The organism is Pararhizobium arenae, assembly GCF_001931685.1.
Lineage (GTDB): Bacteria > Pseudomonadota > Alphaproteobacteria > Rhizobiales > Rhizobiaceae > Pararhizobium > Pararhizobium arenae.
The window spans coordinates 108,303-128,939 of sequence record NZ_MOOY01000003.1 but is presented as its reverse complement, the minus strand read 5'-3'; the positions used below and the strand labels follow the sequence as shown (position 1 = coordinate 128,939).

Below are 20,637 nucleotides of genomic sequence, written 5' to 3'. Positions count from 1 at the left end.
CAGACGCTTAAACGTCGTCGCCCTTATCCTTGCCGACCCTGCCCAGCTCATCCGCGGGATGGGGCGACGCCACCATTCCCGCCGAACGCAGAACGTTCAGCACACCGGCACAGAAGCCAAGAAGGAGGAGTACGATCATCCCCCACGGCCCTGTACCCGCAAAATGGTCCAAAAGATAGCCCAGAAGCGCGCCTACAATGATCGCCGCCACAAATTCGCTCGAAAGCTTGACGGCAACCTGATAGCCTTTGCGGTTTTCCGCAGCCCTCGCCTCGCTGGCAGCTTCGCCCGGGTCCTTGCCCAGCTTTGCCGACAACTCGGATTGGAGCCGCGCGCGCCGCTCTTCCAGACCCTCTTTCCGGTCGTCCGTCATGTGGCATCCTCCTCTTATCGCTCCGCGACGGTCTTAGACCATCAACTTCGCCATAGAAAGGCCGGATTTGAAGCCACCGTCGGCCCGTTCTGAAGTCGGCCGCAACATAGTTTTCGGGGCCTTTGTAGTCAAGGCGTGGAAGGCGCTTGTGAAGGCACAATATTATTATTTTAAATCAGTGACTTAAGCCCAATTGCCCAGGCAGATGGAGAATCTGCCGCAGCCGTTGGCCGGCTTTTGGCGCCGGCCTGACGGAATCGTTGTCTCACACCAAAGCCGGTCAGCTCCAGCCGCCGCCATAGGTGCGGTAGAAGATATGCTTGCCGATCTTGGCCACGCGCTTCATCGTCGGCCCCCAGTTCGGCTTGACGTATGTGGCATGATAATGTGTTGAAGAACCGACTTCCGGCAGCCAGATCTTGCCGGCCGTGACCGCAAGCGCGACTTCCTTGGCGGTGCGCCATGCAGCGGGCGACCAGACGATGTCCGGAATGCGGTCGCAGGTGAAGGAGAACTGGCAGCGGTTGTACCAGGTCTTGTTCTGGTAGACGACGCCGCAGACGGTGCCGGGATAGGCAGGGTTGCGGACGCGATTGAGAATGACCTGCGCAACGGCGGCCTGCCCCTTGGCGCTCTCGCCGCGGGATTCGAAATAGATGCCGGAGGTCAGACACTTCTGCTCGGCCTCGCTGAAGACCTCCGCCGGCAGCGGATTGGCCGCCCAGGCATGATCTTCAGGCGCGATTTCGGGAATGAAGCGACCACCGGTCTTGTCGTCGCGCAGAATGGAATCGAAGGGCGACTGGCGGGCATAGTCCGGCTTTACCGGCGCATAGGCGGTTGCCAGAATATCGGCCTTCTCGTTGGTCACGAGGCTGGCGACCATCGGCGACATCGACGTATCCACCTGAGGCGGCTTCTTCTTGTAGAAGGCCGTGGCGATCTGGATTTCCTTGCCTTTGATGTCCGACTTGGCAAAGACCATGCGCTCACCGTCGAGTTTCGGCTCGATCAGGAAACTCGTGCGCTGGAGGATCGAGCCGGCGGTGAAATCCTTTGGCGGCGTCACCGGAACGACCGCCACGATGCGGCCTTTCTTTGCCTTGCGGTTGACGCGCTCTTCGTCGGTCAAAGCTTCGGTGTCTTTTGCACCGGAGGAGAATGCGACCTTCTCACCATCGGGCAGGCTAAGGCCCGCACCATCGGCGATGGCGCCCGTGGTGATCGGATCGTTGAAGACGACTTCGACATCATGCAGGGAACCGGCCGGTGACCGCGTCATATGCATGCGCCAGCGCTCGCCGCCGCGATTGATACCCGACAGGAAGGTGGCGAGATCGGCATGGCCGGAAAAGGACGGAAAGCCGAGAAGCAGGCCGAGACCGAGAAGCAGCGGACTTGCGAGGCGGCGCGACGCGCCGGACCGACGAAACTGTTTACTCTGACGCACCAACCGTACTCCACGCGCAGGCAAATCGCGACCGTTCGCCCGGCAAGGGCTGCCGGCGCGCTGACATCAGCGATGGTGTAAATCCATGAAGCGCGCCCTGCCCCAGAGCCGGATCGCCGCTTCGATCAAGGTCGATAATCAGCTATTAACCTTGATGCTTACGTGCTTTGCACATTTTGCAATCGATTAGTGCTGCTTCTCTGACCTTCTGCGTAAACTATAGAAGCAACATGGTTAATGCCTGTTTAATGGAAGGCAACCAAGATCAGTGCCTATGCCGTTTGCGCACATATATGTCTGCGGCAGAATGCTACGGAAACTGGCGATCGTCTCTCCATTGACCGAGGCAGGCACCCCATCAAAAAACGCGGGATATCCCACTTTACCAGACCACAACCCACGCTATAACTACGACAGCCATATATTTCCAGGATAGCATTATGCCACTCAAATTTTCTGCCGCGAAAACTTCTCTTATTGAAGGAAATGAATTCCCAGACGAGCTCGTTGGCACCGGAGCCAAAGAGAAGATTTACGGGTTAGCAGGAAATGATGTCATCGATGGTAGAGGTGGCGGAGACTTCGTATCCGGCGGAGAGGGCAATGATGAGATAAAAGGCTATGTCGGGGACAAATTGGATGGCGGTGCGGGCGCTGATACCCTGAAGTTCGACTTCAGCGCGCAGAAACACAATCTCAATCTGACATTGACCGGTCGGCTCAACACATACACCGAGATAGCGCCGGAAACATGGATACGCGGGTTTGAAGTCATCGACTTCAAGACGGGAAAAGGCAAGAACTTCCTTGATGCGCGAGGTGCAAAAAACACATCTCTGGATGGAACGCCAGGTGGTGTTTTCCTGGATGGAACTGCGGGCACGGACACTTTCCTAGGCGACTACAAGTCGGGAATGATTTCGCTCGACAAAGTCGAGACCATAGACCTCGACTTTACAACGTCAGGAAAAGCGGCGACCGTGCTTGGCGCTTACGACACTTCGATCTCGCTCGAAGTTGGCTGGAACTTCGTCACCCTCCAAAATTACCAGAAGCTCAAGCTTAGGCTCTCCGACCGCGACGACGACGCCGCGGGTACGGCGGCCATCGACATCATATATGGCAACGGTGGTGACGACATTATCCGTGGGCGGGGTGGCAAAGATTTCATTTACGGCGGAAACGGCAACGATAAACTTTACGGCGAAGCAGGAGCCACGCTCAACGGTGGAGCTGGCGATGACTTGATCTATGCGAGCCGCGGAATGACAATGATTGGCGGATCTGGAAAGGACGCCGCTATTTTCGATTTCTCCTCGATAAAAACCAACTACAATTTCTCCATCCTCGGCATGAAGGACCGCGTCTTGCAGCTCGATAAGGCGACGACGCTGACAGGCTTCGAGCATTTAGTTTTAATGTTCGGAAAAGGCGACGATGTTGTAAAATTGCACAATATTCAATTCAAGCTATCGAAGGATATCGCCACAGTCGTCAACGGTGGAAAGGGTAGCGATACCCTGAGAATCGATGCGAGCACAAAGGGTGGGTATATCGTTGCAAACTTCGAGAATATTGTCATCGACATGTCAAAGAGTGAGTCCGGAATGCTCGTGGACAGGGATGCAAGAACGGGAGCCCTCATGCTCGCCACAAAGTCTCTGGACGTCAAGGTCATCAGCCCCGGCATCATGAACGTAACCGGCAGCCAACTTGCGGACACGCTCGTCGGCGGATCGAAAGCTGACACGTTGAAGGGCGGCGCAGGAAACGACGTGCTTCGTGGGGGCAAGGGAGCGGACGCACTTTACGGCGGCAAAGGGAACGACACCCTCATCGGCGGCGCATTCGCCGACTATATGGCGGGCGGGAGCGGATCGGACCGTTTCGTCTACGAGATTAAATCGGATAGCATCGGGTATAATGAGTTTTATACGGATGTTATCGCCGACTTTATGCGTGGTCAGGACAAGATCGATCTTTCGTTAATCGACGCATCTTCCAGCAAATATGGCGATCAGGGTTTTACTTTTAAAGGCACGCTGCCGTTCTCAGGCAGCGCTGGCGAGCTTCGTTACTATGTGGCGGATGCCGGTATTGTCGTCCTCGCTGACACGAATGGCGACGGGCTCGACGACATGCGCATCCATCTCGTCGACCTGAAAGCCTTAAGCATCAGCGACTTCATTCTGTAGCCTCACGAGCGACCCACCGACAAAGAACAAGCTATAATTTCCCCGCTCACTATTCTGGGTGCGGGCAGCCAAGACTCATCCCACCCGAAGGCTATATAATGACGTGCGACCCAAGCTCGACCACACGGTTGGTGGGTAGGCGGAAGTAGTCGGAGGGGTCGATCGCGGCATTGGCGAGCGCGATGAACAGGCGGTCCTGCCAGTGGGGCATGCCGGATTGGGCATCCGGAACCAGTTTGCGCCGGCCGAGATAGAAGGAGGTCGACATGATGTCGAACTTCAGGCCGGTCTTGCGGAAGAGGCCGAGCGCCTGGGAAACGTTCTGCGTTTCCATATAGCCGAAATTCATCTCCAGCAGGCTGAAGCGCTCCGAAAGGCTGGAGGCGGTTACCCGATGATCTTTCGAGACGATCGGGGTGTTTGCCGTGCGGATCGTCAGGATGAAATTCTGCTGATGCAGGACGTGGTTGTGCTTGATGTTGTGTAGCAGCGCCGCTGGCGTCGATTCCGGATCGCTGGTCAGGAAGATTGCGGTACCGGGAACGGACACCGGGGCATGCTCGCTCTTGCGCTCGATCGACTTGACGAAGGAGGCGAGCGGAATGTCGGTGTGCCGCGTCTTGTCGTGCAGGATCTTGGTGCCGCGCCGCCATGTCCACATGACGATGATGATGGCCGCCGCGATCAGCACCGGCACATAACCGCCGTCATGGATCTTCAAGAGGTTGGCGCCAAGGAAGATGGTTTCAAGGAAGGCGAGCGGCAGCAACACGGCGCAGGCCGCATAGAGCGGCCAGCGCCAGCGCAAGCGCACGAAGACGAAGGCGAGCACCGTATCGACCAGCATGGCGCCGGTGACGGAGATGCCATAGGCGGTTGCCAGGGATTCGGAAGATTCGAACAGGAAGACCAGAAGCATGACCCCGAACATCAAGAGCACGTTGACGTTCGGCAAATAGATCTGGCCCGTCTGGGTCTCCGATGTATGGAAGATCGCCATGCGCGGCAAGAAGCCGAGGTGGATCGCCTGACGGGTCAGCGAGAAGGCGCCGGTGATTACGGCCTGGCTGGCGATGATGGTCGCGCAGGTGGCGAGCAGCACGACCGGCAGCAGCGCCCACTCCGGGAACATGAGATAGAAGGGGTCCGACATCGCCTCGGGATGCTTCAGAACCAGGGCGCCCTGCCCCAGATAATTCAGCGCCAGCGCCGGGAAGACGAAACAGATCCAGGCCCACTGGATGGGACGACGACCGAAATGGCCGAGGTCGGCGTAGAGGGCTTCCGCGCCGGTCACGGTCAGGAAGACTGCGCCCAGCACGATGAAGCCGACAAAGCCGGCATGGAGCAGGAAGTAGACCGCATAATAGGGATTGAAGGCAGCAAGGATACCATAATCATCAGCGATATGGCTGAGCCCTGCCAGCGCCAGCACCAGAAACCACGCCGCCATGATCGGCCCGAAAAACTTGGAGACCGCCTCGGTTCCGCGCGACTGGACCGTGAAGAGCAGGAGCAGGATGACGACGGAGATCGGCACGACATAATCTGTCAGCGCGGGCGTCACGAGCTTCAGGCCTTCCACGGCGGAGAGAACGGAGAGCGCCGGAGCAATGATCGCGTCACCGATAAAGAGGGCAGCTCCCGCGATACCGAAGAAGAACAGCCAGCCGGTCTTGTCGGTGGAAAACTTCATCAGAAGCGCGAGAAGGGACAGCGTGCCGCCTTCGCCGTTGTTGTCAGCCCGCAGCAGAAAGAGCACGTATTTGAGCGTGACGATAATCGTCAGCGTCCAGATCATCAGCGAGATCAGGCCGATGATCTCGATGCGGCTCACGCCATCGACCGCCACAGGGCGCAGCGCCTCGCGGAAGGCATAGAGCGGGCTGGTGCCGATGTCGCCATAGACCACACCGATGGAGCCAAGCGCCAGCGTCAGCAGCTTGCGCATGTTCTCCGGCTCTCCCTTCTTGTGATGGGGCATGGGCATTGTCAGGCTCTCAGAGCCAGCCTTTCCAGCGAAAGAAGTAAAAGGGGATGATCGCGGAGATCACCATGGCGCCGAGCGCAAGCGGATAACCGAAGGTCCAGTGCAGCTCCGGCATGAAATCGAAATTCATGCCGTAGAGCGACGCGACCAGCGTCGGCGGCAGGAAAACCACCGAGGCAATCGAGAAAATCTTGATGATGGCGTTCTGCTCGACATTGATCAGGCCCAGCGAGGCATCAAGCAAGAAGGTGATATTGCCGGAAATGAAGGACGCATGCTCGGACAGCGACTGGATATCGAGCGAGATGGTGCGGCAAAGCTCCTTGGTTTCCTTGCTCTCCTGCACGGCCGGCAGGGTGTAGAGGAACGTCAGCGCACGGGAGAGCGAGGCAAGGCTGTCGCGCGTCTTGGCCACAAGCCGGTGATGAGCCGCGACATCCATGAGGCGCGCTTCGAGATAATGGGGCGGCCGGCGCTTGCCGGCGCTCCTGGTGCCAAACACCTGAAGCGAAAGATTATCGACCCGCGAAACCGCCGTTTCCAGAATTTCCGCCGTGCGGTCGACGATCGTCTCGAAAAGACGGGTGGCAAGCATGGTGCCGTTCGTGCAGCCGCCGGGAATGCGATGCATCGCCGCGATGAACAGGTCAAACGAGCGCGGCTGGCCGTAGCGCACGGTCACCAGCAGGTTTCTGGCGAGAACGAAGGCGACATCGGTGATCTCCGGCTGCTCGCTATCGGCGCGGCAGACCAGCGAGGCCGTCATGAACACGGCGTTGTCCGCCGTGTAGAGGCGGCTCGAAGGCTCGATGTCCTTCAAGTCTTCCCGGGTCGGAATCTCGATGCCGAGGAACCCCTCGATCAGCTTGTCCTCTTCCCGATCGGGGCACAGCATGTCGATCCAGACGGTTCCGTCAGGCAACGCGGCTGGCGGCGTGGCCGCGCTGATCGCAACGGCCTCGCCATTGGCGCAATAGGCTTTGATCATCGCGCATCCTTCGGGCAAGCGATATCGACGAGCCGCCCGTCACAGGTGCGGATCGCAGCAGGGCGAGCCCACCGAAGGGGGCTTGATATGAAGACGGCTGCGGGCGGCAGGATCATCAAAAAACTTTCGTCGACGACGACAGACTTTTATTCACCACGATCACAGCTGCACCTCTATTGAGGCGAAACCATCGGTCGGGCGACGCGGGCAGCCATATGGCGCAAGGCCTTGCCAAAATCAATGCGGAATGTGGCAATCCGCCGTTATTCCGCCCAAAGAATTAATTGGGCGAAACCGCAGATGTCAACAGATCAAGCGTTTTTGCCGCGACCGGCGACGCTCAATTATGGCGAAAAAATGGCTATTCGAAGACGATGTTCGGCATGGCGCGCGCGCCCCCTGCCCGCTGCGCGGCGACCTGATCCCAGACGCGGCGCGCAATTTCCCGATAGATTTTAGCGACTTCGCCATCCGGCTCGGAATGGACGAGCGGCGTTCCGGCGTCCGAGGTCTCGCGAATGCCCATCGTCAAAGGCACTTCGCCGAGGAAGGGGACACCGATCCGCTCGGCCTCCTTGCGAGCACCGCCATGGCCGAAGATATCGTAGCGCTTTCCCGTGTCCGGGGCGATGAAAAAGCTCATGTTTTCGATGATACCAAGCACCGGAACCTCGACCTTGCGGAACATCGCAAGACCCTTGCGCGCATCGATCAGCGCAAGATCCTGAGGCGTGGAAACGATGACGGCACCGGCGAGCGGGACCTGCTGGGCCATGGTCAGCTGCGCATCGCCCGTGCCCGGCGGCATGTCGACGACCAGAACATCAAGATCGCCCCAGGCGACTTCGCGCAGCATCTGCAGGAGCGCCGACTGGATCATCGGCCCACGCCAGATCATCGCGACCTCTTCGTCTACGAGGAAACCCATGGACATGACCTTCAGGCCGTAATTCTCCATCGGCTTGATCAGCCGTCCCTCCAGCTGCTGCGGGCGGCCGGAAATCTTCATCAGACGCGGCATGGAGGGGCCGTAGATATCCGCGTCGAGAATGCCGACTCGCAGGCCGTTAGCATGAAGTGCGAGCGCCAGATTGACGGAGGTGGTCGATTTGCCCACCCCGCCCTTGCCCGAGGCGACGGCTATGATCGCGCCGACGCCGGGAATACCCGGCTTGGCTTGCGGGCGCTGAGCTTGCGGCGGGGCGGCATGGCTGTGCGCATGGTTATGGCCGGCATGATCGTGCGCGCCGGGCTGCGGCGGGCGGCGAACCGGTGCCGAACCGGCGGCGGCGCGCTTGTCCGCCGTCAGCGCCACCATGGCGCCCTTGACGCCCGGAATATCCTTCACCACCCGCTCGGCGGCAGCCCGCAGCGGATCGAGTTCCTTTGCCCGTTCGGCCGGGACCGTGATCGAAAAGTAGACCTTGGAATCGGAAATGAAGACGTCGGAGACCAACCCCATATCGACGATGTTGCCATCCATGTCCGGTCCGCGAACGCCCTTGAGCTTTTCCAGAACCTGTTCCTTGGTCACCTCGGCCATTATCCACACTTTCCTGTCATGCCTTGAGCCGCCCGGACCGGACGCCAAGCCATAGATAATCAAGGCGAAGCGTTTCGCCAATGCGTGGAAAACAAATCTGCGGATAAAGTAAAGACCGCTCCCGCCGCCTGTGTCCGTACATCCGGGATCACCTGCGGCAGGAAACGGTCTTTGCAATCGCGACCTTCAAGGGCGCTGTTTTATTAAAGTCCCCTCTGGACCTGATCTAACGAATGCAGAAAACGTGCCAGTTTGGAAAACCCCGGAAAATCAAGGGGTGCTGAAAGATTTGATCGCATCTGCAAACGGCACTGCACCCTTTTTGTGCAGCGCGACACGGAATGCCTGCTTACACGGCATCAAATAAAACACCGGGCATCGGGCCCGGTGTTCGAGAGGTTGCGATCGTCCGGAAGCTCAGAACTCGTCCCAGCCGTCGTCGCTTTTCACGGGCGCGCTGTTGCCGAAGGCGCCCGCAAGCTTCTGGGAAAGCGCCCGAGCCGGAGATTGCGTGGCAGGTGTCAGAGCCGATGCGGTGCGTATCTTCGCCGCCGGCACGATGGCAGGACGAGCGGGCGCCGGTTCGCGCCGCGGCGCGGCTGAGGTGTGGCTGGGGGCGGCGGAAGCGTAGGAAACGGATGCGCCTTCCCCGAGATTGAACTTGGACAACAACTCACCCAGCGCGGCAGCCTCCGCCGCCAGCGTATGGCTGGCTGCCGTCGATTCCTCGACCATGGCGGCATTCTGCTGCGTGCCCTGGTCCATGACGTTTACGGCACGATTGATGTCATTGAGGCCGATCGACTGCTCGCGCGCCGCCTCGACGATTGCCGCGACCCTCAGGTTGATCTCGTCCACCTCGTGCACGATGGCATCCAGCGCCGTCCCGGTCTGCCCGACGAGATCGACGCCGATACGCACCTGATCGCCGGACTTCGAGATCAAGGCCTTGATCTCCTTGGCGGCATTGGCGGAACGCTGGGCCAGCTCGCGAACTTCCTGGGCAACGACGGCAAAGCCCTTGCCCGCCTCGCCGGCGCGGGCAGCTTCGACACCGGCGTTCAGGGCAAGAAGGTTGGTCTGGAAGGCGATCTCATCGATCACGCCGATAATGCTCGATATCTCGCGCGACGACGATTCGATCTGGCCGACGGCATCGATGGCGTTTCGGACGACATTTGCGGAGGCCTGAGCGCCGGAACGGGCTGCGGCGACAAGCTGCCCCGCCTCCTCGGCCCTGACGGTCGAATCGCGAACCGAGGCGGTGATCTCGTCGAGCGCCGCCGCGGTCTGCTCGACCGACGCAGCCTGCTGCTCGGTGCGGCGTGCCAGATCGTCGGCGGACGAGCGGATTTCGGCGGAACCGGCGCGAATGCCCTGCGCATTCTGGCCAACCGATTGCAGCGCTTGCTGCAAGGTGCCCATCGAGCGGTTGAAATCCGTACGCAATTGCTCGAGCGTGCCGATGAAGGGACGGGAAAGACGGAACGTCATATCGCCATCCGACAGGCGCTGCAGGCCGGTGCCCAGTTCCTCGACGGCAAAACGCATGTCACGCTCGTTGCGTGCGGCCTCGTCAGCCCGGCGCTGGCGCTCGTCCTCGCCGGCGTTGCGGGACGCTTCCGCCTCCGCTTCCAGCCGCTGCTTCGCGATCGTCGCGTCGCGCAGGACCGCAAGAGACCGCGCCATGCCACCGATTTCATCCTTGCGATAGGCATCGGCAATCACGACGCCGGTGTTTCCCTGGGCGATCTGGGCGGTCGCTTCGACGACAGCCTCAAGCCGGCGGCGGAACCGGCTGGAGATCATCATGCCGAGCAGGACCAGCAGAATGGAGGCAAGCGCAATAATTGCGACCGAAATCCATGCCATGTCAGTAAGATAGGCAAAGACCGTCGCTTTCGGCACCGTTACCACGGCATACCAGGATGTTTCCGGCAGCAGCTGCACCGGCACCGCAACGGAAAGATAGGCGATGCCGTCGCCCCCGACCGTTTCCACAGGCGAGCCGGGGCGATCGATCATCTGCTGCCATGCAGCGACGTCGACGTTGCTGTCCTTCAGTGCCTTGCCGAGATTGGCGGTATCCTGATGGCTGATGATCGTGCCGCCCTGGGAGACCAGAGAGACACTGCCATTCCCGAGCGGCTTTATCTGCATGAGTTTGCCGGCAAGGCTGTCCAGCGCGATATCGATGCCGACCACACCCAGCGGCCTGCCATCCACCGTCACCGGCGCGGCGAGCGTGGTCATCATCACATTCTTGCCATCGACCGGGTAGCTGTAAGGCTCGATCACCACGGCCTTCTGGCTTTTGAACGGTATCTGGTAATAATCGCCCGCCCCGGACTTGTCGTAGTCAACGAGCGGCGTGACCATGATCTTGCCGCCGGAGCGCACCCAATAAGGGACATAGCGGCCGGTATCGTCATGATCGGGTTTGCCTGCGAAATCGGCATCCTTGCCGTCGAAGGCGTTCGGCTCCCAGCCGCTCCAGGTGCCAAGCGCGAACGGGTTGTCCTCAAGCGCTCTGCTCAATATGGCATCGGCCACGGCGCGATCCGCACCGCCGGTCTTCGTCAAGGCCCAGAACGTGCTCTGGAAGGTGTGCACGAGTTGCATTCCGAGGGCGATATCGCCCTTGATCTCGGCGGCCGTCAGCTGGGCGGCGCTGTTCATCTCGTCGATGCTTCGGCGTTCCACCTCGGAATAGGAAATCGAAAAGAGCGTTCCGGCCGTCACGACCGTTGCCAAGAGACCGGTTGCGACAATGGAAAAGATATTGCGGGAGGTTGCGGTCTTGAACAGCATCTCGGGTCCTTGTGGGCGCACAATCGCTGCCATGCGGCCGTTTCCGGTCAGCACGTGCCTGTTGGCCAAAGAGGGGAAAGAGGAAAGCTCTGGGCCGGCAGGAGCCGCCAGCCGGCGAAATCATTTCACCGCGAAAAGACTGCACCCGAAAGATTAATGATCGTCTAAAATACGCGCGAGCGACACGACGAGAAAAAGCTGTCCACAGGCAAGCCGGCGGTCAGCTGATATAGCCCTTTTTCATCGCCTTCACGACCGCCTGGGTCCGGTTTACGGCGTCGAGCTTCTTGGTCACATGGTTGAGGTAGTGGTTCACGGTATGCTCGGACAGACCGAGGATACCGGCAATTTCGGCGCTGGTCTTGCCCGCAGCCGTCCAGTTCAGGCACTGGATTTCGCGCTCGGACAGGACAACCGAATTGTCCTTGAAGACCGCTCCGATCTCCATCAGGCGATTGAAGACGTGGATTGCGATCATCTGCAATTCCATCATCGTCGCCATGGAAAGATCCACGCGCTCGCCCAGCCAGATGACGGTCGCGCGGCGTCCTTCGGCATCATGCACCGGAAAATAGTTCGCCTGCAGCAGCCCATGCTCGCGCAGCAGCGCCAGATAGCTCGAAAGCTCCGGCGAAGTGGGGTTCTGCCGTTCCCAATCCTCGACCGTGATCTGGAACGGTGTGGTGGTCTCCCGCAGTCGGCGCAGACCGACGCTGTGCTGCACCATGGAGGTGCTGTCGTAGCGGCTGACAAGCTCTGGCGGCATGTTGGAAAGCAGCGACGACACCGCCAGCTTTTCCGCGTCAAAACCCGGGATCTGACAGATCAGGAAGCTCTTGAAGCCGAAGGCGTGGCTGGTGCGGCGCATGTAGCGAATGAGATCGAACTGCGTCTGCAGGCCGGCAATCTCCGCTGCGAAATCGCCCCCACGCGGCTGCTCTTTCTCGATTGTATCACTCATTATGACATCAGGCATTCACGGTCTCCGCCGCTTCTCGCTTCAGCAACCCGAAGTGGCTGGCAAGTTCGGCGCTGGGACCAGTGCTATAGCCCCCTCGTACACAAAAGGCCATCAGTTCTTGCATACGAGATACCCTGTCCCACGTTTCAATGGATCAACCCGGCGCGCAGCGCCTTCGCAATCGTCTGGACGCGGTTTACAGAGTCAAGCTTGCGCGTGGCCCGGCTCAGATAATGGTTTACGGTGTATTCCGAAAGGTCGAGAATGCGTGCCATTTCCGTCGTGGTCTTGCCGGCGGCAGCCCAATGCAGACATTCGATCTCACGTCTGGAAAGCGGTCCGTGCTTGCGGCCCTTCTTTCCGTTGATCTCGCAAAGCCGGCTGAAGAGATAACCGCAGAGAAACGTCAGTTCGGTCATTTCTTTGGCGTTGACCGTTTCGCGAACCCCGCCAAAGCCGACCGCGCCGCGGTTCCCATGGATATCGTGAACCGGAATGTAGACACCGCGAACCAGCCCGGCCCGCTCGAACAGCTCGACCGCCATTTCGTTCTTGCCATCGACACGGCGACGGTTGTCGGCACGGGCATCGTAGGTGAAGGGCACCGTGCTGCGACGAAGCTGCTCGATGACGGGGCTGCCCGTCAACATGCAGGCCGCGTCATAGCCGCGCAGCAGCTTCTTCGACCAGTTGGTCATCATGACCGTATCGGAGAGAAACCGCACATCCTTGCCCGGCACGGTCATGACCAGAAATCCCTGGAAACCATAAGCTGTCATGACCTGATCGAAGACGTGGCGCACATCCTCCTCAACCTTGAGGCTATCGGAGATATGGGCACCTGTCGGGAGCGCCAGAGATGTCACTTCGCGGCTGAAATCATTCATTTTTCCCACACTTCCGGTCGTGCAATCCGTCGCGTCTCATGCACGGCGGAAGCTTGTCCTTTTGCTATCGGACTTGCAGCTTCGGGCAGGACGGGCACGAATCTGCAGGACAATCCCGAACCTATAACATCAGCCTCACGAGTCTACGCCCGTCTGGATCGAAAGCGGCTTTTGTCTGGTCGGCGGGCCTTCCGGATAATCCCGGAGCAACTGAGCACAAGGTGCCATGGCACCGCTATATATGGTATTGCTATCGCCACGGGTCCACCCCGTCCACCTTAAATTCCTAATTTACTGTAAAACGAAGAAAACCGGGCCGCTTCAGCGCCCGGGTCCAAGCTTCAGCGCCGCCTCCTCGCTGATCCCGGCGGCGATTCGCCGGACTGCCGGCGCCCAGTTTTCGAGCTGCGCCATGGTGACGCGATAGGCCGGCCCCGTCACAGAAATGCCGCCGACAAAACTCAGGCCCGGCGCATGAATGGGCGCCGCGACGCAGCGGATTTCCGCCTCATGTTCCTCCCTGTCGAACGCATGGCCGACACGGCGCGCCTCATCGAGATCGCGCTTCAGGGACTGGCCGTCCGTGAGGGTATGGGCGGTAAACTTCTGAAAGGACAATCCGGCGATCGTCTCTTCCAGCACCTCAACCGGAAGGGCGGAGAGGGCCGCCTTGCCGAGCCCCGTGCAATAGACCGGCGAGGCGTTGCCGATCTGGGACTGCATGCGCACGGTCTGCCGGCTTTCCACCTTGTCGAGATAGATGACCTCCTGACCCCGCAGCACGCCGAGGTGAACGGTCTCGCCGGCTTCCTCGTGGAGTCGATGCAGATAAGGTTCGGCGATCACCCGGAACTGGTTGCCGGACCAGGCGCGTGCCGCAAACTTGAGAAGACGAAGCCCCGGTTCGTAGGTGAGATCGGCCCGCAGCGACAGCAGCCCCTCCTCCACCAGATGGGAAAGCTGGCGATGCAGCGTGCCGCGCGGTTGCGGCGAAAGCGCGAGAATATCGGTGAAGCGAAGAGGACGATCGCTTGCGACCACAAGATCGAGCAAGGCCAGAGCCTTGCCGAGCGTGCCGGTTCCTCCTTCTGATCCGTTCCCTTCGAGCATTACCATATCCGACCTTGACAAGCGTGTACCGCAAGCGCGATTATTCCATATAATAAGACTAAGTTCCGAATAATGGAACTGTTCTACTGGTTTTTCCGGTGGCATGTGCAGGGAGCAAAAATCTCATGGCTTTTCCGGCCGCCGAGTTTCACGACCTCAAGGGGCGTGGCGTTCTCATTTCCGGCGGCGGCTCCGGTATTGGCGCTCCCCTGGTGGAAGCCTTTGCCCGGCAAGGCGCAAGGGTCGCCTTCATAGACATTGCCGAAAGGGAAAGCCGGGCCCTTGCCGAACGGCTCGCCAAGGATTGTGCCCACGCTCCAGTTTTCCTGCCGGCGGACCTGCGTGACGCGGCTTCGCTTGCCGGCGTCGTCGAAAAGGCGCAAGCCGCAATCGGCCCGATCCGCGTGCTCATAAACAACGCCGCCCGCGACGACCGGCAGGCATTGGAAGACGTCACGCTGGAAAGCTGGGACGAAAACCAGGCGGTCAACCTGCGGCATGTTTTTTTCCTGTGCCAGGCGGTTGCCCCGATTATGAAGCGTGCCGGCGGCGGCTCGATCATCAATTTTTCGTCGATCGCCTTCATGCTGAACATGGGCGAAATTCCCGCCTATGCGACGGCCAAAGCCGGCATCATCGGCCTGACGAAATCGCTTGCCGGGCGGCTCGGGCCGGACGATATCCGCGTCAATGCCATTCTGCCCGGCATGGTCGTCACGCAACGGCAGAAAGATCTCTGGATCGACGACGCCGCGATTGCCGCGATGATTGAAAAACAATGCCTGAAACATTCGCTGTTCGCGGAGGATATGGTGGGGCCATGCCTGTACCTCGCCTCCGACTGCTCGGCGCGGATGACGGCGCAAACGATGATTATCGACGGAGGCGTATTTTAATGACGGCAGCATCCTATGCGGCAGTCGACTGGGGCACGACGAGCTTTCGCCTGTGGCTCGTGGGTGAAAACGGTGACGTGATCGGCGAGCGCCGCAGTGGCGAGGGCATGACGACGGCCGTTAAGCACGGCTTTTCCACCATTCTGGAAACGCATCTGGCGGCCCTTGCAGCGCCCGCGCACCTGCCGGTCATCGTCTGCGGCATGGCCGGGGCGCGTCAGGCGTGGATGGAGGCAGGCTATCTCGATACGCCGGCACCTCTCTCCGGCATCGTCGGGGCGGCTGTCACCGTTGCCGACGCAAACCGCGACATCCGGATTCTTCCGGGACTGGCGCAGCGCAGCGAGCAGCATCCCGATGTCATGCGCGGCGAGGAAACCCAGCTTCTGGGTGCCGCGGGCTCTCTCGGGAATGGAAACCACCTCGTTTGCATGCCCGGCACCCACAGCAAATGGGTGCGCTTGACCGGTGGCGTGGTCGAGGGTTTCTCCACCTATATGACCGGCGAGCTTTTCGACGTCATTTCCAAACATTCGATCCTGGCGCAGGCGATGGTCGATGCCGGAGCTTTCGGCGGCGAGAACAAGAGCTTTCTCGATGCCGTCGCCCATGCAGCCCGCAATCCGGCCATGGCGACGAACCAGCTGTTTACGGTGCGTTCGGGCCAGCTGCTTCACGCCCTGTCGGCGCTCGACGCCAAGGCCCGGCTTTCCGGCACGCTGATCGGCCTGGAAATCGCCGGTGCGCTTTCCTCCGCCAGGGCCGGCAGCAGCGTCTGCCTCGTCGCCTCCGGCCCGCTCGCCGCCCTCTACCAGTCGGCGCTGTCAACGCTTGACCTGAAACCCACCATCATCGACGCCGACGATGCCGTTCGTCGCGGCCTCGCCGCCGCCGCCCGCAGCCTCTGGCCTGCCTGAGAAAGAGACTTCCATGAGCCGCATTCCCTTTCCACCGATGAAATATCCACTGATCGCCATCCTGCGCGGTCTGAAGCCTTCCGAAACCGAAGCCGTGGTCGGCACGCTGATCGAAGCCGGCTTTACGGCCATCGAAATTCCGCTGAACTCGCCCGACCCGTTCACGTCGATCGAGATCGCCGTGAAGATGGCACCGGCCGGTTGCCTGATCGGCGCCGGCACCGTGCTGACCACCGATCAGGTCGAGCAGCTCGATGCTGTCGGCGGCAAGCTGATGGTGAGCCCGAATGTCGAACCCGCCGTGATCCGCCTTGCCGCGGAAAAGGGCATGGTGACGATGCCCGGCGTCTTCACCCCGACCGAGGCGCTCGCCGCCGCACGCGCCGGTGCGACCGGCCTCAAATTCTTCCCGGCAAGCGTGCTCGGGCCCTCCGGCATCTCGGCGATCCGCGCCGTGCTGCCGCCGGAACTGGAGATCGCTGCCGTGGGCGGCGTCTCGGAAGCCAATTTCGGCGACTACGCCAAAATCGGCGTCAAGAGCTTCGGTCTCGGGTCCAGCCTCTACAAGGCCGACATGGATGCCGCCGAAGTCGGCAAGCGGGCCAAGGCGACAATCGCCGCCTATAACAGTGTTTACGGAGCCTGATCCATGGTCGAAACAACAGCGTTTTCCGGCAATATCCTCTGCGACAATGCCCTGCAGCTGGGCGAAGGCCCGGCCTTCGATCCCGCGACCGGAACCGCCTGGTGGCACAACATCAAGGGCCAGCAGTTGCATGAGCTGCACCTCGACAGCGGCGTGAAGCGCGTTCACGAGATGCCGTTCCTGTCGAGCGTGATTGCCGTGATCGATCCGGAGCGGCAGCTGATCGTCTCAGACGACGGCCTTTTCGTCCGCGAGACAAAGACCGGCTCGCTGACAAAGTTCGGCTCCCTGGAAGACAAGCCGGGCAACCGCTCGAACGACGGCCGCGTGCATGCCTCCGGCAGCCTCTGGATCGGCACGATGGGACGCAGCGCCGAAAAGGGCGCCGGCGCGATCTATCACGTTGCCGGCAGCACGGTGACGAAGCTCTACGACGGCGTCAGCATCCCGAACAGCATCTGCTTCTCGCCCGACGGCAAGATCGCCTACTTCGTCGATTCCATGGTCAACCACATCATGCGTGTCGATGTCGATCCTGCGACCGGCCTCCCGACCGGCGATGCAACGGTCTTTTCCGACCAGAGCGGAAATCCGGGCGATGTCGATGGCTCCGTCTGCGATACGGACGGGCTGATCTGGAACGCCCGCTGGGGTCAGGGCGCGGTCGATGTCTACAGCCCGGACGCCACCCATCTGAAGCGTTACGCCGTTCCGGCTCTGCAATCGAGCTGCCCCGCCTTCATCGGTGCAAAGGCTGACAGACTGCTCGTCACATCCGCCTGGGCGGACATGGACGACGCGGCCCGCCAGGCCGACCCTCATGCCGGCAAGACCTTCGATCTCGGCATCACCGTCAACGGTCGTTTCGAGCCTGCTTTCATCCTGTGAGATGGAACGAACTTTCCAGTCATTTGAAGCCGGGTCCTCCCGGCTTAGTTTTTTGGGCTGATGCAAAACCATCTGGAATCCACCAGAATCCAGGAAGGTTCCACAAAAACCTGCAGAATATTTTCGGAACCAGTTGGGGACCCCGACGTTTTCAGGTCATCACCGGTGCGGCGGTTTGGACCACGCGCCCTGATCGACAAAGAGAACGAAAGGTAGGTTTACAATGACCAATAAACTCGTAGCTTCCGTCGCCGCAGGTGCCCTTCTTGCTGGCGTTACCGCATTTGCCCCGATGACCTTCGCGCAGAGTGCAACCCAGCCGGCCAATGATCCCGCTGCCACCCAGCAGATGGAAACCCCGATGACCGGCGAACAGCCGGCCATGAAGCCTGTTACCCCGGCTGATCAGGCCGCCGACGCTTCGGCCCCGGCTGGCGGTGCAACCGGCTTTATCGCCGAGCAGACCGAAGACCAGATCGCTGCCAGCAGCTATATCGGCCAGTCGGTCTACAACTCCAGCGATGAAAGCATCGGCGAGATCAACGATGTGATTTTCACTAAGGACGGCTCTGTCGAAGCCGCTGTGATCGGCGTCGGTGGCTTCCTGGGTATCGGTGAAAAGAACGTCGCCGTCCCGCTCGACACGATTGCAGTCGCAACCGTTCCGGATTCCGACGACCTGAAGCTGACCACGCAGGAAACCGCTGAATCGCTGAAGGCGGCTCCGGAATTCAAGACCCGCTCGCAGCAGGTCGCCGAGCAGAACGCCAACACCCCGGTCGATACCTCGACCACTTCGTCCACGACGCCAATGGCGCCGGCAGGCGAAGCTCAGCCGGCTGATCCGGCAGCAACCAACAACTAAGGCTAGCGCCTTAGGAGTATCGACGGCGGCGCCTTACAGGTGCCGCCGTTTTTCTATGTCAAAACAGCAGCCCATAACGCATGGCATCATAGATGCCGGCATGAATATTGCGGCTCGCAACCGCGTCGCCGATACGGATCAGGTCGAAGCTGCCCGCCGGGTTCTTCACGACGACCGGATGCTCCCGCCGGATCAGCGCCTTGTAATCCACGGCGCCGAGATTGCGCGATAACGGTTTCAGTTCCAGATAAAGATCGGCCATCGGCATCGTGCCGTGTTCCACCACCACCTGCGCCACGCGCCGTTCCGTCGTTGCACTTTCCGAATAGTCCGAAGCAAGGGTTGCCACCAGGCTGTTTCCATCCCGCCGAACGGATTTGAGACGGGTGTTGATCGTTACGCGCACGTTCTTCTCGGCAAATGCCTTCGCATACGGCACATGGTTCATGCCGCCGATTTCCGGTGCGAACATGCGCTCGGGCGAAACCACCTCCAGCTCTGCTCCGGCATTGGCAATCAGCTCCGCTGCCGTCATGCCGGAATGTGCGCCGTTGTCATCGTAGAGCAGAACCGGGCCTTCGGGCTTGACGGCTCCGGCGATGATATCCCAGCTCGAGACTACCAGGTCGTCGCCCGCCGATAGAACCGGGTTCTGGGCAATACCGCCCGTCGCAACGATCACAAGGTCCGGATGGTGCTCAAGCACGTCCGCTGCCTCGGCAAAGACATTGTAGTGGATGGCGACACCGAGCCGCTCGAGTTCCGCCAGCCGCCAGTCGACGATGCCGATCAGTTCCTTTCGGCGCGGGTTGCGGGCGGCGAGCAGAATCTGACCGCCTGCCTCTCCCGTCGCCTCCAGCACGTCCACCCGATGGCCGCGTTCGGCCAGAACCCGGGCCGCTTCCAGCCCCGCCGGACCGGCGCCCACCACGACGGCCCTGCGGACAGAGCCCGTGGTTTTCGGGATGACATGCGGGATCTTCGCTTCGCGACCGGTGGCCGCGTTGTGAATGCAGAGCGCGCCACCGCCTTCGTAGATGCGATCAAGACAGTATGTGGCGCCGACACAGGGGCGGATCTGCGCCTCCCTGCCCTCCTCGATCTTTTTCACGATATGCGGATCGGCGATATGGGCGCGCGTCATTCCGACCATATCGAGCTTGCCCTCGGCAATCGCGTGGCGCGCGGTCGCGACATCGGCGATCCGGGCCGCATGGAAGACCGGGAATTTGGTTGCCGCACGCACCTCGCCGGCAAAATCCAGATGCGGCGATGCCGCCATGCCCTGGATCGGGATAACATTGTTGAGATGCGCGTCGTGATCGATATGGCCGCGGATGATATTGAGGAAATCCACGTTTCCGCCGGCCACCAGTTTGCGGGCGATCTCGATGCCGTCATCCTTCGAAAGGCCTATGTCCCATTGCTCGTCGGCAACCATGCGGATGCCGACGATGAAATCCGGTCCCGTCGCCTTGCGAATTGCTTCAAGCACCATGTTGGAGAAGCGCATGCGGTTTTCGAGAGAACCGCCATATTCGTCCTCGCGATGATTGGTGGCCGGCGACCAGAAACCGTCCATCAGGTGGCCGTAGGCCTCGATCTCGATACCGTCGAGACCGGCCGCCTGCATGCGCTGTGCTGCAACGGCATAGTCCGCAACGATACGCTCAATATCCCAATCCTCGATCTCTTTCGGGAAGGCACGATGCGCCGGCTCGCGCACCGGGGAAGCGCTCAGAACCGGCAGCCAGTCGCCCTTGTTCCAGCCGGTGCGGCGGCCAAGATGGGTGAGCTGGATCATGACCGCGCAGTCATGCTCGTGACAGTCGTCGGCGATCTTCTTCAACCACGGCACGATCTCGTCGGAATAGGCGTAGAGATTGCCGAAGGCGGGCGGCGAATCCTCGGAGACGATGGCCGAGCCGGCGGTCATCGTCAGCGCCATACCACCCTTCGCCTTTTCGAGATGATAAAGGCGATAGCGATCCTTCGGCATGCCGTCTTCGGAATAGGCCGGCTCATGGGAGGTCGACATGATCCGGTTCTTGAGGGTCAGGTGTTTGAGCGTGTAGGGCTGGAGAAGCGGGTCTTTCGAAAGTGTCATCATATGCCTT

At 60.5% G+C, this 20,637-nt stretch carries 16 protein-coding genes; 6 read left to right on the top strand and 10 right to left on the bottom strand.

The genetic code is table 11. The features are described 5' to 3' along the window. Positions 1 to 7: 7 nt before the first annotated feature. Positions 8 to 373, bottom strand: a complete 366-nt coding sequence (locus BLX89_RS07130; protein WP_075289981.1) for an AtpZ/AtpI family protein — start codon at positions 371 to 373, stop codon at positions 8 to 10. A 280-nt stretch (positions 374 to 653) separates the two neighbouring features. Continuing rightward, positions 654 to 1,826 (bottom strand): cell wall hydrolase, encoded by a 1,173-nt coding sequence (locus tag BLX89_RS07125; protein ID WP_075289980.1) that lies wholly within the window; start codon positions 1,824 to 1,826, stop codon positions 654 to 656. Positions 1,827 to 2,263: 437 nt separating this feature from the next. Here BLX89_RS07125 and BLX89_RS07120 point away from each other — a divergent pair, with 437 nt between their 5' ends. Continuing rightward, complete coding sequence (locus BLX89_RS07120) at positions 2,264 to 4,018, top strand: calcium-binding protein (RefSeq protein ID WP_075289979.1); 1,755 nt, start codon at positions 2,264 to 2,266, stop codon at positions 4,016 to 4,018. A gap of 91 nt (positions 4,019 to 4,109) precedes the next feature. Here the strand turns inward: BLX89_RS07120 and BLX89_RS07115 are convergent, their stop codons facing one another. The 7 genes from BLX89_RS07115 to BLX89_RS07085 form a co-directional block, all read right to left on the bottom strand. Continuing rightward, the gene (locus tag BLX89_RS07115) at positions 4,110 to 6,008 is read right to left on the bottom strand and encodes a potassium transporter Kup (protein ID WP_198935128.1); all 1,899 of its coding nucleotides are present in this window, start codon (positions 6,006 to 6,008) and stop codon (positions 4,110 to 4,112) included. 10 nt (positions 6,009 to 6,018) lie between these two features. Continuing rightward, positions 6,019 to 6,996: a magnesium transporter CorA family protein gene (locus BLX89_RS07110; RefSeq protein ID WP_075289977.1), complete on the bottom strand. Its 978-nt coding sequence runs from the start codon at positions 6,994 to 6,996 to the stop codon at positions 6,019 to 6,021. Positions 6,997 to 7,357: 361 nt separating this feature from the next. Next, entirely contained in the window at positions 7,358 to 8,539 is a 1,182-nt protein-coding gene (gene apbC / locus BLX89_RS07105; RefSeq protein WP_075289976.1) for an iron-sulfur cluster carrier protein ApbC, read from the bottom strand. Positions 8,540 to 8,956: 417 nt separating this feature from the next. After that, positions 8,957 to 11,350 carry a methyl-accepting chemotaxis protein gene (locus tag BLX89_RS07100; protein WP_075290384.1) on the bottom strand — a complete coding sequence of 798 codons (2,394 nt, stop codon included), beginning with the start codon at positions 11,348 to 11,350 and terminating at the stop codon, positions 8,957 to 8,959. Between the two features lie 220 nt (positions 11,351 to 11,570). Further along, positions 11,571 to 12,326: a LuxR family transcriptional regulator gene (locus BLX89_RS07095; RefSeq protein ID WP_075289975.1), complete on the bottom strand. Its 756-nt coding sequence runs from the start codon at positions 12,324 to 12,326 to the stop codon at positions 11,571 to 11,573. Between the two features lie 131 nt (positions 12,327 to 12,457). Continuing rightward, positions 12,458 to 13,198: a helix-turn-helix transcriptional regulator gene (locus tag BLX89_RS07090; RefSeq protein ID WP_075289974.1), complete on the bottom strand. Its 741-nt coding sequence runs from the start codon at positions 13,196 to 13,198 to the stop codon at positions 12,458 to 12,460. A gap of 321 nt (positions 13,199 to 13,519) precedes the next feature. Next, on the bottom strand, positions 13,520 to 14,308 hold the full coding sequence (locus tag BLX89_RS07085; protein ID WP_083637368.1) for an IclR family transcriptional regulator: 789 nt from the start codon (positions 14,306 to 14,308) through the stop codon (positions 13,520 to 13,522). A gap of 125 nt (positions 14,309 to 14,433) precedes the next feature. On the opposite strand from BLX89_RS07085, the gene BLX89_RS07080 reads away from it, so the two are divergent. The 5 genes from BLX89_RS07080 to BLX89_RS07060 all read left to right on the top strand — a co-directional run bounded on the left by BLX89_RS07080 (position 14,434) and on the right by BLX89_RS07060 (position 18,520). Then, positions 14,434 to 15,204: an SDR family NAD(P)-dependent oxidoreductase gene (locus tag BLX89_RS07080; protein WP_075289972.1), complete on the top strand. Its 771-nt coding sequence runs from the start codon at positions 14,434 to 14,436 to the stop codon at positions 15,202 to 15,204. Then, complete coding sequence (locus BLX89_RS07075) at positions 15,204 to 16,121, top strand: 2-dehydro-3-deoxygalactonokinase (protein WP_075289971.1); 918 nt, start codon at positions 15,204 to 15,206, stop codon at positions 16,119 to 16,121. The genes BLX89_RS07080 and BLX89_RS07075 overlap by 1 nt, the downstream gene beginning before the upstream one ends. Positions 16,122 to 16,134: 13 nt before the next feature. Then, positions 16,135 to 16,767 (top strand): 2-dehydro-3-deoxy-6-phosphogalactonate aldolase, encoded by a 633-nt coding sequence (locus BLX89_RS07070; RefSeq protein WP_075290383.1) that lies wholly within the window; start codon positions 16,135 to 16,137, stop codon positions 16,765 to 16,767. Positions 16,768 to 16,770: 3 nt separating this feature from the next. Next, the gene (locus BLX89_RS07065; protein WP_075289970.1) at positions 16,771 to 17,655 is read left to right on the top strand and encodes an SMP-30/gluconolactonase/LRE family protein; all 885 of its coding nucleotides are present in this window, start codon (positions 16,771 to 16,773) and stop codon (positions 17,653 to 17,655) included. 223 nt (positions 17,656 to 17,878) lie between these two features. Next, entirely contained in the window at positions 17,879 to 18,520 is a 642-nt protein-coding gene (locus BLX89_RS07060; protein WP_075289969.1) for a PRC-barrel domain-containing protein, read from the top strand. 58 nt (positions 18,521 to 18,578) lie between these two features. Here BLX89_RS07060 and BLX89_RS07055 read toward each other — a convergent pair whose 3' ends face one another. Then, positions 18,579 to 20,627: an NADH:flavin oxidoreductase gene (locus BLX89_RS07055; protein ID WP_075290382.1), complete on the bottom strand. Its 2,049-nt coding sequence runs from the start codon at positions 20,625 to 20,627 to the stop codon at positions 18,579 to 18,581. Positions 20,628 to 20,637: the final 10 nt, after the last annotated feature.